Here is a 16,061-nt window from a genome sequence, read left to right as displayed (position 1 = left end):
TAGGTGAGGGATTAAACTGAACAGATTGATTCCCTGACCATTATGGCGAGAGCGCGCGCAGGTGCCGCAGCAGGGCAGGTAAGCCGTGGTATTGGCAGACAATCGTTAGTTGGCCTGAGTGATTATTCTGCTAAAACGAGAGCTATTTTGCCCAAAACGTTGTTCTGCTGCTGAAAGTTGTTATGCCAGCCCAGTCAGGTAAGCTAGGATTCAGTTAGCCGCGTCACGGCAATAATTTGACTAGCATGCATGATTAAGGAGTAGCGATGAATCAAGTGGTTTATGTGGCAAGCCCAGACAGCCAGCAGATCCACGTCTGGCAATTGGATACGGCAGGGGCTTTAACGCTGCTGCAAACCGTTGACGTACCGGGGCAGGTACAGCCAATGGCGATAAGCCCCGACCAGCGCCATTTGTACGTGGGTGTGCGGCCTGATTTTGGCATTGTCACTTATCGCATTGCTGCTGATGGTCAATTGCAGGAAGTGAGTATGGCACCGTTACCCGGTAGCCCGACGCATATTTTAACCGACTTACAAGGTCGTTTTCTGTTCTCGGCGTCCTACAGTTTCAACTGCGTTAGCGTCAGCCCTATTGATGAACACGGCCATGTGCAAGCACCGATTCAACAAATCGATGGCTTGACCGCGCCGCATTCAGCCAATATCGATCCTACTAACCAAATTCTGTTAGTCCCTTGCCTGAAAGAAGACCGCATCCGTCTGTTCGATCTGAGCTTAAACGGTAAATTGACCCCACACGATCAGGTGGGCGTTTCCACTGCAGCGGGCGCTGGCCCACGTCATATGGCATTCCACCCTAACCATAAAGTGGCTTACTGTGTAAATGAGCTAAACGGTACGGTTGATGTGTTCCAGATCGAAGATAACGGTCAGCAATACCGAATAGTTCAGACGCTGGATGCGATGCCAGCCGATTTTGCTGAGACTCGCTGGGCGGCAGATATTCATATCACGCCGGATGGCCGTTATTTATATATCAGCGACCGCACCGCCAGCCTGCTGGGTATTTTCAGCGTTTCTGAAGGTGGCAACGTGATTTCTCTGGTAGGTCATCATCTGACGGAAGCGCAGCCTCGCGGCTTTAATATCGATAATAGTGGCCAGTTCCTGATTGCATCTGGTCAAAAATCCGATCATATCGAAGTGTATCGGATTGACCCGGCAACGGGTCAGTTGACGACGCAGGGGCGCTATCCGGTGGGTAAAGGTCCGATGTGGGTGAGTATTCTGGCTTCTAAACATGGATAATCCATTTTTAGATTTCAGTCTGTTATCAGTGAGATAACGGGTTGAGGAACAAATAATAAAGCAGCGCTCTGTAAACCGGTCGCTGCTTTTTTAATGCCAATAAACCGGCTTATTCTGCGACGGCCGCGGTAATCGCCTGGGTCAGACGGGTGAGCTGTTCCGGCTGAATAATATACGGCGGCATCAGGTAAATCAGTTTGCCAAAGGGCCGAATCCATACGCCCCGTTCGACAAAGCCGCGCTGCAAAGATGCCACATTTACCGCGTTTTCCATTTCGACCACGCCTATCGCTCCTAGCACTCGTACATCGGCAACGCCAGGCATCGCGGCCAGCGGCACTAATTCACGCTGTAATTGTGTTTCGATGCTTTGCACCTGCTGTTGCCAGTGGTTGCCCGCCAACAAAGCCAGATTCGCCACCGCCACGGCGCAGGCCAGCGGATTACCCATAAAGGTTGGCCCATGCATAAAGCAACCGGCATCACCATTACTGATGGTTTCAGCGACCTGACGGGTGGTTAACGTAGCGGAAAGCGTCATATAGCCACCGGTGAGGGCTTTGCCGAGACAAAGAATATCCGGCACGATTTCCGCGTGTTCGCAGGCAAAGAGCTTGCCGGTGCGCCCAAAGCCGGTGGCGATTTCGTCAGCAATCAGCAGAATATTGTATCGATCGCACAACGCTCTAACTTCACGCAAATAAGCTGGATGATAAATCCGCATTCCGCCGGCGCCCTGCACGATGGGTTCGAGAATAACGGCGGCAATTTCGCCGTGATGCTGCTCGATTTTTTCGGCAAAATCGTGAATATCGTCTGGATTCCACTTTTCATCAAAACGGCACTGCGGTGCGTCGGCAAACAGATGATTAGCCAGATAACCCTCATATAGGCTATGCATTGAGTTTTGCGGATCGCACACTGACATCGCGCCAAAAGTATCGCCGTGATAACCGTGGCGCAGCGTCAAAATGCGCTGACGCTTCTCTCCTTTGGCCTGCCAATATTGCAACGCCATCTTCAAGGCCACTTCTACTGCCACCGAGCCTGAATCGGCTAAAAATACGCATTCCAGCGTATTGGGAGTCATGGCGACCAATTGTCTGCACAGCGCAACGGCCGCCGGATGAGTAATGCCGCCGAACATCACATGAGACATTTTCCCCAGTTGCTCAGTAACCGCCTGATTTAACACGGGATGGTTATAACCCTGTATGGCAGCCCACCACGACGACATGCCATCAATAAGCAGTCGGCCATCGGATAGTTGTAGCTCGACGCCGCTGGCAGAAACTACCGGATAACACGGCAGCGGCTGAGTCATTGAGGTGTAAGGATGCCAGATGTGGCGCTGGTCAAAGGCAAGGTCAGAAGGTGTCATAAGGATCTGTTGTAAACTAAATTAACCATGGAATGGTTGACAGTATATCGAGTTTACATAAACTGACGAGACTTTTCTCATTCTTTGGAGATGCCAATATGGCAGATCGCATTCACTGGACAGTAGGGCAAGCCCAGGCCCTGTTTGATAAACCGCTGTTAGAGTTATTGTTTGAAGCTCAACAAATTCATCGTCAGCATTTTGATCCGCGTCAGATTCAGGTCAGCACTTTGTTGTCGATTAAAACCGGTGCCTGTCCGGAGGACTGTAAATATTGCCCGCAAAGCTCCCGTTATAAAACCGGTTTGGAAAGTGAGCGTTTAATGCAGGTTGAGCAAGTGCTGGAATCGGCAAAGAAAGCCAAAGCCGCCGGTTCAACGCGCTTTTGTATGGGGGCCGCGTGGAAAAATCCCCATGAGAGGGACATGCCGTATCTCGAGCAAATGGTGCAGGGCGTGAAGGCGATGGGAATGGAAACCTGTATGACCTTGGGAACGCTGGATAAAAGTCAGGCGCACCGTCTGGCGGATGCGGGGCTGGATTACTACAACCACAATCTGGATACCTCGCCGGAGTTTTACGGCAGCATCATCACTACCCGTAGCTATCAAGAACGTTTGGATACGCTGGGGGAAGTGCGTGACGCGGGGATTAAAGTCTGTTCCGGCGGAATTGTCGGTCTGGGTGAAAGCATTAAAGATCGAGCCGGATTATTGGTGCAGTTGGCAAACTTGCCTAAGCCGCCGGAAAGCGTGCCGATCAATATGCTGGTGAAAGTCAAAGGCACGCCGATGGAAAATAACGAAGACGTGGATGCTTTTGATTTTATTCGCACTATTGCCGTTGCACGTATCATGATGCCGTCCTCTTACGTGCGCCTGTCCGCAGGTCGTGAACAAATGAGCGAGCAAACCCAGGCGATGTGCTTTATGGCCGGAGCCAACTCGATTTTCTACGGTTGCAAGCTGTTAACTACGCCAAATCCGGATGAAGACAAAGACTTACAGCTATTCCGCAAGCTGGGCTTGAATCCGCAGCAAACGTCTACTGAGCACGGCGATCGTCAGCAACAGCAGGTGCTGACTGACCGCATCAAATACAGCGATACGCCACAGTTTTATAATGCGGCGGTCTGATGAGTTGGCAGCATAAGATCGATCAAAGCTTGCAGCAGCGGTTAGCGCAGGCCGCCTACCGGCGCCGTCAGGTGAATCAGGGTTCCACTGGGCGCTTTCTGCGGGTGGAAAATCGCCAATATTTGAATTTTTCCGGGAATGATTATCTGGGATTAAGTCAGGATGCGACGGTGATTGCCGCTTGGCAGCAGGGCGCCGCTCGCTATGGCGTCGGCAGTGGCGGTTCCGGGCATGTCACGGGCTACACGCAGGCGCACGCCGATCTGGAACAACAACTTGCCGATTGGCTGGGGTGTCCTCGCGCGTTGTTATTTATTTCCGGTTATGCCGCCAATCAGGCGCTGCTAGCGGCTTTAACCGCCGCAGATGATCGGGTATTGGCCGATCGCCTTAGCCACGCTTCCTTACTGGAAGCGGCGGCGAGTTCACCGGCTCAGCTTCGCCGCTTTCAGCATAATCAGCCAGAATCCCTGCAAAATCTGCTGAATAAACCTTGCTCCGGCCAAACGTTGGTGGTGACCGAAGGGGTATTTAGTATGGATGGCGACAGTGCACCGCTGGCGGATTTGCACCAACGCGCGTCGGCGGCGGGAGCCTGGCTATTGGTAGATGACGCCCACGGCATTGGTGTCAGAGGTGATGAAGGACGCGGCAGTTGCTGGCAGCAAGGGGTAAAACCTGAGTTGCAGGTCGTGACTTTTGGTAAAGCTTTTGGGCTGAGCGGTGCCGCTGTGTTGTGTTCGCAGCCGGTCGCCGAGTATTTGCTGCAATTTGCCCGCCATCTGATTTACAGCACTTCCATGCCGCCTGCGCAGGCTTATGCCTTGCAGACGGCGCTAAAACGCATTCAACATGGTGATGATTTACGCCAGCGTCTACAGCAGAATCTACGGCAGTTCCGTCAGGGCGCGGCCAGCTTGCCATTGCAGTTAACTGCGTCAGATACCGCCATTCAGCCGTTAATTGTCGGTGATAATCAGCAAACCCTCTCTTTGGCGCAGCGCTTGCGGGATGAAGGGCTTTGGGTGACCGCCATTCGTCCACCGACCGTTCCTCCCGGCGGCGCTCGTCTGCGTATTACCTTGACCGCCGCTCATCAGCCGGCTGATATCGAAAGATTACTGGAGGTGCTACATGCCACTTGCCATTGATACTGTGAATAAACAGGCGATAGCCAGCGCTTTTAGCCGTGCGGCAGGTAGCTACGATGGTGCGGCCGCTTTACAGCGCGAAACCGGTGAAATTCTGCTGGAATTGGGTCAACGACACCCGGGTACTCAGGTGCTGGACGCGGGCTGTGGCACCGGTTATTTCAGCCGTCGTTGGCGGGATCTGGGCAAAAAAGTGGCCGCATTAGACCTGGCTCCCGGCATGCTGGAGTTTGCCAGACAGCAGCAGGCCGCCGATGAATACTTGTTAGGCGACATTGAACATATTCCTTTGTCGAATGAGTCGGTGGATATTTGTTTCAGCAATCTGGCGGTGCAATGGTGCGGCAATTTGCGCGCCGCGCTAAACGAGCTGTATCGGGTCACTCAGCCCGGCGGCATAATTTTATTTTCGACTTTGGCCGCGAGTTCTCTTGATGAATTAGGGCAAGCCTGGCAGCAGGTTGATGGCCAGCGCCATGTGAACGAATTTCTGCCGTTGGATGATATAACGGCCGCCTGCGGTGGTTTTCGTTATCAAATAACGCAACGTATTCATCATCAGTATTTCAACGATCTTATCCAGCTAATGCGCTCCTTGCAGGGAATTGGCGCCACCCATTTGCATCAGGGGCGAGCTAATGGGTTGACCGGGCGACGTCGACTGGCGGCGCTACAGGCGGCTTATCCTCAGCAAAATGGTATTTATCCGCTGAGTTACCAATTGGTTTATGGAGTGATTTATCGTGATTAAACGCTGGTTTGTAACCGGAACTGATACTGATGTAGGGAAAACCCTGGCTAGCTGCGCACTGTTACAGGCCGCCAATATTCAGGGTTATCGCACCGCGGGTTATAAGCCGGTGGCTTCCGGTAGCGAAATGACCGCCGAAGGGCTACGCAACGGCGATGCCCTCGCTTTGCAGGCCAGTAGTAACCAACCTCTCAGTTATCAACAGGTGAATCCACTGACTTTTCTGGAGCCAACCTCACCGCATATTGTGAGTGCGGAAGAAGGGCGTCCTATCGATTTTTCCGTTTTATCCAGAGGCTTGCGCGAGCTGGAACAGCAGGCTGATTGGGTGCTGGTGGAGGGGGCCGGCGGTTGGTTTACTCCATTGTCTGAGCAGCTTACTTTCGCCGATTGGGTTATACAGGAGAAATTACCGGTCATTTTGGTGGTTGGCGTGAAGCTGGGTTGCATCAATCATGCTTTGCTTACCGCTCAGGCGATTGCGTTTGCCGGGTTGCCGCTGGCAGGCTGGATAGCGAATGATGTCGTGCCCGCCGGGAAGCGACAGGAAGAGTATATGGCCAGCCTGACGACGATGATTGCTGCGCCGTTGCTGGGTGTGATTCCACATCTGCCCGAAGTGGCGGGACATCCGTTAGGTGAGTATCTGAATATTAGTCGGTTAAACGATTAAGAGCAGATATGATTCAGGGGCGGCATATCTGTAGGTTAGTCAGATAATTGGCTATTTTTTCTTAAATAATCGTGAGTATGGTATCGTTCTTTCAATAATTCTGCGATCGTAAATAGATTCTGAAAACTAATTCACAACATCTATTTATGGTCGTTATTTGAAAGAAAATAAAACTGGTTGTGATAATGTAAATCCACTTAATAAGGCTGATTAACGCTAGATTAGTTAGTCCTATGTTGTCAATTTATCTTTGTATTACCCCCCAGTGTTATTCAGGTATTGGATTGATGATTAATGCCCTTTGGGTTTCTGGCTCATTATTCATAACGCAGTTTTAGTGGTTAAAACAAGACCGTTCAATATTCGATTAATATTAGGAATGATATTAAGCATTATTTAAAAAGCCAATGCACGTCATCTGGTTTATTTCTCATCTGTTTTTAATTTACACCAGAGGTAATGGCATGACCTTTCCAGAACTATTAAAATTACTTTCTACTGGAACGAATCTGGATCTCGGTACTGCGGCAAAAAGCGGCGGATGCACGATTCAATTTGATAAAAACATTGATGTTACTTTTGAGAATCACGATAACAACCTATATTTATTTTCTCCGGTAATGAATATTACCTCGGTGTTGTCGGAAGATTTTTTTGCTTCACTATTACAAATTCAATTATTTGGCATTGCGACAAACCGCTGCTGGTTTGGCTATGATGCGGGTGGTCAGCGGGTGCTGTTATTCTGTTTATTCGATTTAAATAAAATGACGCCAGAAGATGCAATTGAACGTATTGAGGTTTTAGTCGATCAGGTTCAGTACTGGCAGCAGAATTTACCGCAGATTGCCAAATTATCTGACACCCATTCGGGAGCATATCGGGTTAATGACAGCTTTCAACGGCCGAGGTAAACATGAATAATATTTCTTTACCAAGATTCGGTATGCAGATTTTGGCCTACACGGCGCTTGATCGAAGTCATTTATTAAACAGTCTGGTGAGCCGTATTTCTGGTAGTTCGGATAAACGTGACGAGCTGGCCAATAAAATAATTTCAAACACGGTAACCCTTGGGCAGAATGCGCTTATTTCCAATAAGACGCTTGGGAAGCGTAGCGCCGAGATTGTAAATCAAGGGCGAAGCGTATTCTTTGGCAATACGCTGCAGCAGGTTGATAAAGGCGTCGGCCCGTTGGTCGAGCTTATTTTGCAATCTAAAGGTCAAGGCGGATTGGCGCAAAATATCGCTTCAGGTATTGCCCAGTGTCTTGGCCCGGTCTTATTACAAGATCATGCGGTAGAAAGAGTTCTGGTGGCCTTAACCGAGCAGAAAGGGGGAGAAAACGTCCTCAAATTGGCATTAGAGAATACCTTGTCTGGCTATACTGGCGGAAAAATAATTTCGGCCACGTTTATGTCGGCATTAAAACGCGCCATATTGGACAGGCCAGAATATAAACCAACGTCACCATTACATCATATGGCGGCCTGGAAATTACACCAATCCTTAACTTCTGATCCGGCATCACTGCCGCCAGCCCCGTTTGGTTTACCCACCATAGAAGCCATCGCGGGAACTGTCCCTAGTTTGGTCAGCACGGTTTGTAAGCAATTAGATAATATTCAGAATTTATTGCAGCTTCCTCTTAGCGAAAAAGAGCTATCGAGCGTATTTTCAGAATGCTGGCCAAGTGATTTGGCGGTTACAAAGGATATGACGAGCAAAAATTTCGCCAGTATTGTCATGATGGCTCATGCCACAAAACAAGAAAGTATTCTCGACGAGAAAATCGCGGAATTGCCGGATGGAATACGTCAATCATTCCAGCAGCAATGCAAAGAGATAAGAATATTTTTATCCAGAATACCTGATGCGCAAATCAAACTTGCCCAAAATTGGTCTGGGGGGACTGAGAGTATCTCGGTCAATCATTCTAAGGAGCACTCACCGCCTGCAAAATTGGTGGATTTTATGGATAATCAATTTCGCGCGCCGGTTCATCATCCAGAAGAAGTGGCTTCCTATTTTGCCGATGGCGCTTTCATCGACGCTTTTAAGGCCGGTATCGATCTTAAAGTGGATAATCGCCACCAAAGTTATGGTCGTTGGGCGATGGGAATGGGGAATCAGTTGTTCTCGCAGCTGCAAAATATAATTGGGAACGATCGACAAGAACTGACTCATGCACAAAGGGGGCAACTGGGGCAATTATCTGAAATGGTAGATAATAACCCAATGAGTTTAATGGCCATGAGCCGTTATCTGGTCCCTGAAAGTATTGTTTCGGCCGTTCAGGATCAGGTTCTCGGCCAATTTACTCGTCAGGGACCGGATCTGATTCTTGCCGATAATATCTGGATGAAAGTAGGTAAGCCTAGCGTCAGCTTTGCGGTGAGTAAAAATAATGGCGTGGATATTGATATTAAACTGACCTGGCCGATTAGCCAGTTTGGTAAAACCGCACAGACATTAGAAGCTGCGAAAGATCATCAAAGTCATATCAGCTCCCAGGTAAAAGTACATATGCTTTTCAATGAGAAAGGCGTTGAGAAGCAGGATATGAGCATCTCCGCGACCCAGATTTCGCTTAGAGATGAACTCACGTTAACCGCCGCAGAAGATTTGACTGAAAATACCCCGATCGCTTTCCTCAATCGAGGGGTATTAAAGCAGGCGTTCGAAACGGCGTCTAATTGCTAAGTCACGGTAATTTTTTAAACTTATTACATTAGACGATACTGTCCGCACAGCTTCGGAACAAACAGATTTCATCCTCAACGCCTGCGGCCATTAAACTGAATAATGCCGCAGGTGATGTACTCGCTCGAACTTCATATCAATGCTTATCTCGAATAACAGATTTATCAAACCGTTAAGTATTCGGTGATCAAATCGTCATCTAACAGCGCAAATTTTCCTTGAGCCACATTTCTTCCCTCATCAATCAAATAAAAGCGATCGGCCACTTGCTGAATGTTCTCCAACCGGTGTTCAACCAGTAAGACCGTCAGGCCAATATTTTGGCATAACTGGCGAATGACACTGCCAATTTCCGCATTTAGCGCGGGCTGATCACCGCAACCCGGTTCATCCAGAATCAGTAATTCCGGTTCGGGAACTAACGCGCGCGCGAATGCCAACAGTTGCTGTTGGTTACGCGTTAGCTCCCCGCCGCGTTGACGGCGCTGCTGATGTAAAAACGGAAAGAAATCATAGATCCAGTGGGGAATAACCCGATCTTTGTGACGCCCAGCCAGAAGCGCGACCAGCAAATTATCCTCCACGCTCAGTTGAGAGAAGATTGGCTGCCCTTGTGGGACATAGCCAATCCCCAGTGCGGTTCGTCGCTCTACCGGCTGGTGAAGCAGGTTTTCAGGCGGTTCCCCCCCGGGTTGCCAAACCATCGTGCCGCTTTCCACTGGAAGATGACCCATTATGCAATTGATCAGCGTGGTTTTTCCTACGCCATTACGACCTATCAGACAGGTACATTGGCCGGGAGGTAACTCAAGATTGATATCCCATAGAATATGGGTGCGACCATAAAATTGATTGACCGATTGTAAACGTAGCATCAGAAAATCTCCTCGCTTGGCTAGGTGCTGAGGGCGTAGGCTGGCTAAGTTCTGCGAGCAACTTTTGCTGCCGTTAGGCCAATCCTCAGCATAAAAATCTCAAGATATGAAAAAACGTGTTGGCATAAAGAAGTGATAAATAACCAGTTTCAGATATTAACTTGCGGCTAACGGTGATTTTTACTGCTAAACAGCCGTTTTCAGCACTCAGTCTGGCCTATTAACACTGGAACGTAACTCCCGCTATCACGCTTCTGTTACGCCGAATCACAGTGAAATAAGCAACTCTCGAGCCAGGTTGCTAACGCATAAGAAAAAACCATTATGTTAGGACGATGTAACGAAATTATTTGGCCACTTGCGTAAAATTTATTGGAAATGGCATAAACCGCCGGCAGCTACGGGATGGCGGTTGCACCTAGGCGGTGCCACTCTGAGGGGGCGTGGTGCAAAAAAGAAACAATTTGAATCGGTTGCGCGGTGGATGACTCGTGTAGGCGGCGAATAGCAAATTAGCAAGGGGGATATTTAGCACTAATTGAAATATATAGAGAAATAAAAATGTAAAAAAATGACTAAAAAATCCTATTTGGACCTGTTTTTACCTTAACCGGCGGTTTTCTCCAGCTCGCACCACAGACGGGATTGAGTGAGTTATCCACCATTCCTGTGGATAACCTTGTGTATTAGACACAAAAAACTAGTCGCAAGCGAGAGAGGACGCGGCTTATGCCCCGGTTGTCTGGATTCTCTTCTTTTTCTAAATATACATAAATTACAATAAGTTAATTAAAATCAAGACTTGAGTATTTAACACTGGTGGTTATGTGTGATCTTTAATCAATTTGTTTTACAGCGGTTAACAACTGCCTCTTTCTGGGGATAAATGGGGTATTGTCATGCAAATGGCAATATGGAATCGAGATAACGGAGGGGTCGTGCCAGAACCAGCGCTCTTTTCCCTATATTTATACTTGATGCTGGTTTTATATCCAGTATCATAGCAGTGGAAAAAATCTGGGAGGCTCGCATAATTAGCTTCCTAACCGCGCGTGATTCTCCATCGGGTAGCTAATTCATGAGTAAATTATTCAAACTGCATTCTGAGTTTAAGCCTGCTGGCGATCAGCCGGAGGCGATCCGTCAACTGGAAGAAGGTCTGGAAAATGGCCTGGCGCACCAAACGCTGCTAGGGGTTACCGGCTCGGGTAAGACTTTTACCGTGGCGAATGTGATCGCCGATCTGAATCGGCCAACCATGATTTTGGCACCCAATAAGACGCTGGCGGCACAGCTGTATGGCGAAATGAAAGAATTTTTTCCTGATAATGCGGTGGAATATTTCGTTTCCTACTACGATTATTACCAGCCAGAAGCCTACGTCCCCAGTTCTGATACTTTTATCGAGAAAGATGCATCGGTAAACGAGCATATCGAACAGATGCGGCTTTCAGCCACCAAAGCCCTGCTGGAGCGGCGTGATGTGGTGGTGGTGGCCTCGGTTTCTGCTATCTACGGTTTGGGCGATCCGGATTTGTATCTGAAAATGATGCTGCATCTGACCAAAGGAATGATTATCGATCAGCGGGCGATTTTACGTCGGCTAGCGGAGTTGCAATATGCCCGCAACGATCAGGCGTTCCAGCGCGGGACTTTTCGGGTGCGCGGTGAAGTGATTGATATTTTCCCTGCCGAATCTGATGAATTGGCGCTGAGAGTGGAGCTATTTGATGAGGAAGTGGAGCGATTATCGCTGTTTGATCCCCTGACGGGCCAGCTGCATCAGGAAGTTCCGCGTTTTACCGTGTATCCGAAAACTCACTATGTCACGCCGCGAGAACGTATTTTGCAAGCGATGGAAGACATTAAAGTCGAACTAGCGCAACGGCGTAAGGTACTACTGGAGAACAATAAACTGGTAGAAGAACAGCGTTTGACCCAGCGAACCCAGTTTGATTTGGAAATGATGAATGAATTGGGATACTGCTCCGGGATAGAAAACTATTCACGTTACTTATCCGGGCGCGGAGAGGGAGAGGCGCCGCCGACGCTGTTTGACTATTTGCCTGCCGACGGTTTGCTGATCGTGGATGAATCCCATGTGACTATTCCGCAAATCGGCGGTATGTACAAAGGGGACCGTTCGCGGAAAGAAACGCTGGTGGAATACGGCTTCCGTCTGCCGTCGGCGTTAGATAACCGCCCAATGCGCTTTGAAGAGTTCGAAGCGTTGGCTCCGCAAACCATCTACGTTTCGGCAACGCCGGGCAAATACGAGCTGGAGAAATCCGGCGGGGAAGTGGTTGAGCAGGTGGTGCGTCCAACCGGTCTATTGGACCCTATTATCGAAGTACGGCCTGTAGCAACCCAGGTGGATGATTTGCTGTCCGAAATTCGCAAGCGGGCGGCGATTAACGAACGGGTACTGGTCACTACGCTGACTAAACGTATGGCCGAGGATTTGACCGATTATCTGGTCGAGCATGGCGAACGGGTACGTTATCTGCATTCTGATATTGATACCGTCGAGCGGGTCGAAATTATTCGTGACTTGCGCCTCGGTGAGTTTGACGTGTTGGTAGGCATTAACTTGCTGCGAGAAGGTCTGGATATGCCGGAAGTCTCGCTAGTGGCAATCTTGGATGCGGATAAAGAAGGCTTCCTGCGCTCTGAGCGCTCATTGATTCAGACCATTGGCCGGGCGGCGCGTAACCTAAACGGTAAAGCGATCCTTTACGGTGACAAAATCACCGCCTCGATGGAGAAAGCCATCGGTGAAACCGAACGTCGTCGGGCGAAACAGCAGGCGCATAACGAAGCCTTGGGCATCGTTCCGCAGGGCCTGAATAAGAAAGTCGGTGATATATTGCAACTGGGTCAGCCTTCTCTACGTGGCAAAGGCAGAGGTAAAGGCGGTAAGGCGGCGGCAGAAAGTGCGGCCAACTATGATGCACTGACGCCGAAGGCGCTGGATCGCAAGATTAGCGAACTGGAAGCGCAAATGTATGTCCATGCGCAGAACCTTGAATTTGAGCAGGCGGCTGAATTGCGAGATCAGGTACATAAATTGCGGCAGCAGTTTATAGCTATTTCATGATGTCGGGTTGTTCAGAAAGTGAGCCGTTAGTGGTGGATGCTATAAATCGGGAATTTCTGCTTGTCGCATCCGTCATTCCTGATTAATGTGTGCGGCTGATAAATTCGTCACCTAATAACATGTGAGATATATAATGAGCGACCACTTGTCGAAAGATCCTCTCCACGGAATTACGCTGGAGCAATTATTGACCAAGCTGGTGGAGCATTATGGCTGGGAAGAACTGGCCTATCGCATTCGCATTAACTGCTTTATCAGCGATCCCAGCATTAAATCCAGTTTGAAGTTTTTACGCCGAACCCCTTGGGCGCGCACTAAAGTTGAAGAACTGTACATTCATATGACGCAAAAACCGGTGTGGATGAAAGACGCCAACTGAGCGTTTTTTATTCGGTTGACTTTAGCCCTTCAGGCTCGCGAAAGCGGGCCTGATTTGTTTTATGCTATGGGAGTCTGGTTTTATATATAAGCTGAACCTATGAAATAGCTTCCATAGTTGTGCAATGATGTATTTTTATTTCACTGTTTTTTCATTAGTTTTATTAACAGATAAAAGTTTTACTTTTTTATTTTTTTTGTTTGTTTCATGTTAATGATTTATCCTCTTAAGATATTGTGGATATTTAAGAAAATGCAAAAAATAAAAAGAATATTTTACCGCTGTATATAGGCATGCTTTCTGTGGTGAATTATTTATTCTTGACCGTAAATTACTTTGCCGATATTGTCTTGAAAAATTGATACATTATATCCTTAAATTAAATAATGGCTTTAGCCGTTTTTTTTGTTTTTATTATTTAGCGACGCTGTGGGTTTATCTTTTATTTTATATTGCAGTTATGGACGGTTCAAATGAATGGAATCTATAAACCCCATTTATTATTTTCTATTTTTATTTTAACGCCAGCCACATCATTACAGGCGAAACCTGTTGAAGATGAACACCAGTCTTACATGGAGGTTACAGGCCAGATTTTTTCGCCAGGAAACATGCTGCGCAGCTCTTATCAGCAGGAACAGGGCAAACTGGCCAAAATTGCCGGCGGAACAAATCTGATTACGCCAGAGGATGAGGGGCGTCTGGGGACTTTGCAGGACGCACTGGATTATCAGCCGGGTTTGGTGATACAGAATTTTTTTGGCGGGGTCGATCAACCGCGGTTGAATATTCGTGGCTCTGGCGTGCAAAGTGCGCCTTTGTCACGGGGTGTTACTTTATTACAGGATGGCCTACCGTTAAATGATGCCGACGGCGGTTTTCATATTAGCCTGTTGGAGCCTCGCGAAAGTAAAATTATCAGTGCGCGGCGAGGAGCAAATGCCACCAGTCCGGTGAGCAACGCGCTCGGCGGCGAAATTGATTTTATGTCTTATACCGGTGCCGATGAAAATGGGCGGGCACGCTACGAATACGGTAGCTTTGGTCGCCACGGATGGCAGGGCGCGCTGGGCGGTAGCGAAGGCAATCTGGACGGACGTATCAGCGTGAGCGGCGATCGTTTTAGTGGCTATCGGCAGCATTCGTCTTCACGGCGAAATGCGGTTAGAGCCAATATTGGCTATGAAGATGAGAACTTTGCCAGTCGAACTTGGTTCAGCTGGACCGATCTTGCTTTTGACGTGGCGGGTTCTTTGTCTCAAGAGAAAGTTCAGACCGATCCGCGTTCGGTTTTTCCAATGGTATGGACGCGCGATCCTCACCGTAACGTCGAACAGGCTCGAATCGCCAATCGCCTTAGCTGGCGGGGCGAAGATTGGAAAAATGAGCTGGGCGTTTGGGCACAGCACACCCATGATAACTTTGTGACGCCGGTGGTCTACGTGCTCAGCGCTGGTAACACTTACGGCGCGCAGTGGCGAACCGAGCTACAGCGGGGGGATTGGGATTATCGCCTTGGGGCCTCGGCAGAACGCTCCGATATGGAGCGAGATTTACGGCAAAATCGGCGCGGGACGCCCGATAATTTCAAGTTGCTCGGCGCGTACACCATGCTGGCAGAAAATCAGAATCTGGCTTTTGGTGCCGGCTGGCAGATAACAGAGCAATTACGCGTTGATACCGATTTGAAAGGTACGCATTCCGTTCGCAATGCCAAATCCCGCGATAAGCGCAATGGGCTGGATCAGGATTGGTATTTTCTCTCACCTAAATTGGGAGCCGTTTGGTTCACCGGCAGCGATCTGCGTTGGTTTACCAGCCTGAACTGGAGCCATGAAGCGCCGAGTTTTCGTGAGATTATCTCCAATAAAGGCGAGCTGACCCTGCTACGCCCGCAAAAAGCCGTGACGTGGGAAGTGGGAGGTGAAGGTGCGTTAACCCGCAGCCTAAAATGGGATGTGACGCTATATCGCAGCCTGATTGACGATGAGCTGATTACCACTTATGACAGCGAAGGTCATTCGATAGGCACTTTTAACTACGCGGATAAAACCCTCCATCAAGGGGCAGAGATTGGGCTGAAAGGGCATATTCCGATCAGTGATAACAGTATCGAATATCGTCTGGCATGGACTTATAACGATTTTCGTTTCCGTGGCGGAGAATATAGCGGAAAGCGAATTGGCGGTATTCCGAAGCAAATTATTGCCGCAGAGGTTTTATATAAATGGAATAACTGGAGTATTGGGCCAAATCTGCATTGGTTGCCGGAAATAACGCCGATTGATCATCTTAATCGCACGGACATACAGGCTCGCGATAAATATGCGGTATGGGGAATGAAAGTCGATTATCGCCATCCTGACGGCTGGTCTGCTTATCTCAGTATGGATAATTTGACCGACAAACTTTATGCCACTGCTTCGGCAACGGAGCGAGAAGTAACATCGAAAAAGAGTAATACACTATTTCCTGGCATGGGGAGATCAATTAATGGCGGAGTTACCTATAGTTTTTAGCGCTAGGCAACTTATCACGCCCATTTTTAATTTACTTTATTAATATTTTTAGGGCATGGGGTAAGTGCCATCACGACCTTACTCTTTATTTTAACGGCGCTATCTTAACAATGAGTATTCTAAA

Annotated in this window: 12 protein-coding genes; 10 read left to right on the top strand and 2 right to left on the bottom strand. The window is 48.6% G+C overall.

What is annotated here, in order from left to right; genetic code table 11:
* Window positions 1-266 precede the first annotated feature (266 nt).
* Window positions 267-1,271, top strand: a complete 1,005-nt coding sequence (gene pgl / locus DBA33_RS16325) for a 6-phosphogluconolactonase (RefSeq protein WP_120806828.1) — start codon at window positions 267-269, stop codon at window positions 1,269-1,271.
* A gap of 109 nt (window positions 1,272-1,380) precedes the next feature.
* Here pgl and bioA read toward each other — a convergent pair whose 3' ends face one another.
* Window positions 1,381-2,652 (bottom strand): adenosylmethionine--8-amino-7-oxononanoate transaminase, encoded by a 1,272-nt coding sequence (gene bioA, locus DBA33_RS16320; protein WP_120806827.1) that lies wholly within the window; start codon window positions 2,650-2,652, stop codon window positions 1,381-1,383.
* Window positions 2,653-2,750: 98 nt separating this feature from the next.
* On the opposite strand from bioA, the gene bioB reads away from it, so the two are divergent.
* The 6 genes from bioB (at window position 2,751) to DBA33_RS16290 (ending at window position 9,067) form a co-directional block, all read left to right on the top strand.
* Window positions 2,751-3,788: a biotin synthase BioB gene (gene bioB, locus DBA33_RS16315; RefSeq protein ID WP_064512584.1), complete on the top strand. Its 1,038-nt coding sequence runs from the start codon at window positions 2,751-2,753 to the stop codon at window positions 3,786-3,788.
* The gene (gene bioF, locus DBA33_RS16310; protein ID WP_064512587.1) at window positions 3,788-4,939 is read left to right on the top strand and encodes an 8-amino-7-oxononanoate synthase; all 1,152 of its coding nucleotides are present in this window, start codon (window positions 3,788-3,790) and stop codon (window positions 4,937-4,939) included. Before bioB ends, bioF begins: the two co-directional genes overlap by 1 nt.
* The gene (gene bioC / locus DBA33_RS16305; RefSeq protein WP_120806826.1) at window positions 4,923-5,690 is read left to right on the top strand and encodes a malonyl-ACP O-methyltransferase BioC; all 768 of its coding nucleotides are present in this window, start codon (window positions 4,923-4,925) and stop codon (window positions 5,688-5,690) included. Before bioF ends, bioC begins: the two co-directional genes overlap by 17 nt.
* Window positions 5,683-6,363 (top strand): dethiobiotin synthase, encoded by a 681-nt coding sequence (gene bioD, locus DBA33_RS16300; RefSeq protein ID WP_064512591.1) that lies wholly within the window; start codon window positions 5,683-5,685, stop codon window positions 6,361-6,363. The genes bioC and bioD overlap by 8 nt, the downstream gene beginning before the upstream one ends.
* A gap of 464 nt (window positions 6,364-6,827) precedes the next feature.
* Entirely contained in the window at window positions 6,828-7,277 is a 450-nt protein-coding gene (locus tag DBA33_RS16295; protein ID WP_162975227.1) for a type III secretion system chaperone, read from the top strand.
* A 2-nt stretch (window positions 7,278-7,279) separates the two neighbouring features.
* Window positions 7,280-9,067 carry a hypothetical protein gene (locus DBA33_RS16290; RefSeq protein WP_064512595.1) on the top strand — a complete coding sequence of 596 codons (1,788 nt, stop codon included), beginning with the start codon at window positions 7,280-7,282 and terminating at the stop codon, window positions 9,065-9,067.
* Window positions 9,068-9,231: 164 nt separating this feature from the next.
* On the opposite strand, the gene DBA33_RS16285 is transcribed toward DBA33_RS16290, so the two are convergent.
* Window positions 9,232-9,942, bottom strand: coding sequence for an ABC transporter ATP-binding protein (locus DBA33_RS16285; RefSeq protein WP_064512597.1), 711 nt, complete (start codon window positions 9,940-9,942; stop codon window positions 9,232-9,234).
* 1,078 nt (window positions 9,943-11,020) lie between these two features.
* Between DBA33_RS16285 and uvrB the strand changes: the two genes are divergently transcribed.
* The 3 genes from uvrB (at window position 11,021) to DBA33_RS16270 (ending at window position 15,937) form a co-directional block, all read left to right on the top strand.
* Window positions 11,021-13,039 (top strand): excinuclease ABC subunit UvrB, encoded by a 2,019-nt coding sequence (uvrB, locus tag DBA33_RS16280; RefSeq protein WP_064512598.1) that lies wholly within the window; start codon window positions 11,021-11,023, stop codon window positions 13,037-13,039.
* 133 nt (window positions 13,040-13,172) lie between these two features.
* The gene (locus DBA33_RS16275) at window positions 13,173-13,418 is read left to right on the top strand and encodes a VF530 family protein (protein ID WP_049596686.1); all 246 of its coding nucleotides are present in this window, start codon (window positions 13,173-13,175) and stop codon (window positions 13,416-13,418) included.
* A 473-nt stretch (window positions 13,419-13,891) separates the two neighbouring features.
* On the top strand, window positions 13,892-15,937 hold the full coding sequence (locus tag DBA33_RS16270; protein ID WP_120806824.1) for a TonB-dependent receptor: 2,046 nt from the start codon (window positions 13,892-13,894) through the stop codon (window positions 15,935-15,937).
* Window positions 15,938-16,061: the final 124 nt, after the last annotated feature.

Origin of the sequence: Yersinia sp. IP36721, from assembly GCF_003634395.1 — a bacterium.
GTDB classification, from domain to species: domain Bacteria; phylum Pseudomonadota; class Gammaproteobacteria; order Enterobacterales; family Enterobacteriaceae; genus Yersinia; species Yersinia entomophaga.
This window is presented reverse-complemented; position numbering and strand designations above follow the sequence as displayed.

Coding starts and splice junctions, on each gene's coding strand:
- pgl (WP_120806828.1), top strand. CDS start 267: ATGAATCAAGTGGTTTATGTGGCAAGCCCAGACAGCCAGCAGATCCAC.
- bioA (WP_120806827.1), bottom strand. CDS start 2,652: ATGACACCTTCTGACCTTGCCTTTGACCAGCGCCACATCTGGCATCCT.
- bioB (WP_064512584.1), top strand. CDS start 2,751: ATGGCAGATCGCATTCACTGGACAGTAGGGCAAGCCCAGGCCCTGTTT.
- bioF (WP_064512587.1), top strand. CDS start 3,788: ATGAGTTGGCAGCATAAGATCGATCAAAGCTTGCAGCAGCGGTTAGCG.
- bioC (WP_120806826.1), top strand. CDS start 4,923: ATGCCACTTGCCATTGATACTGTGAATAAACAGGCGATAGCCAGCGCT.
- DBA33_RS16295 (WP_162975227.1), top strand. CDS start 6,828: ATGACCTTTCCAGAACTATTAAAATTACTTTCTACTGGAACGAATCTG.
- DBA33_RS16290 (WP_064512595.1), top strand. CDS start 7,280: ATGAATAATATTTCTTTACCAAGATTCGGTATGCAGATTTTGGCCTAC.
- DBA33_RS16285 (WP_064512597.1), bottom strand. CDS start 9,942: ATGCTACGTTTACAATCGGTCAATCAATTTTATGGTCGCACCCATATT.
- uvrB (WP_064512598.1), top strand. CDS start 11,021: ATGAGTAAATTATTCAAACTGCATTCTGAGTTTAAGCCTGCTGGCGAT.
- DBA33_RS16275 (WP_049596686.1), top strand. CDS start 13,173: ATGAGCGACCACTTGTCGAAAGATCCTCTCCACGGAATTACGCTGGAG.
- DBA33_RS16270 (WP_120806824.1), top strand. CDS start 13,892: ATGAATGGAATCTATAAACCCCATTTATTATTTTCTATTTTTATTTTA.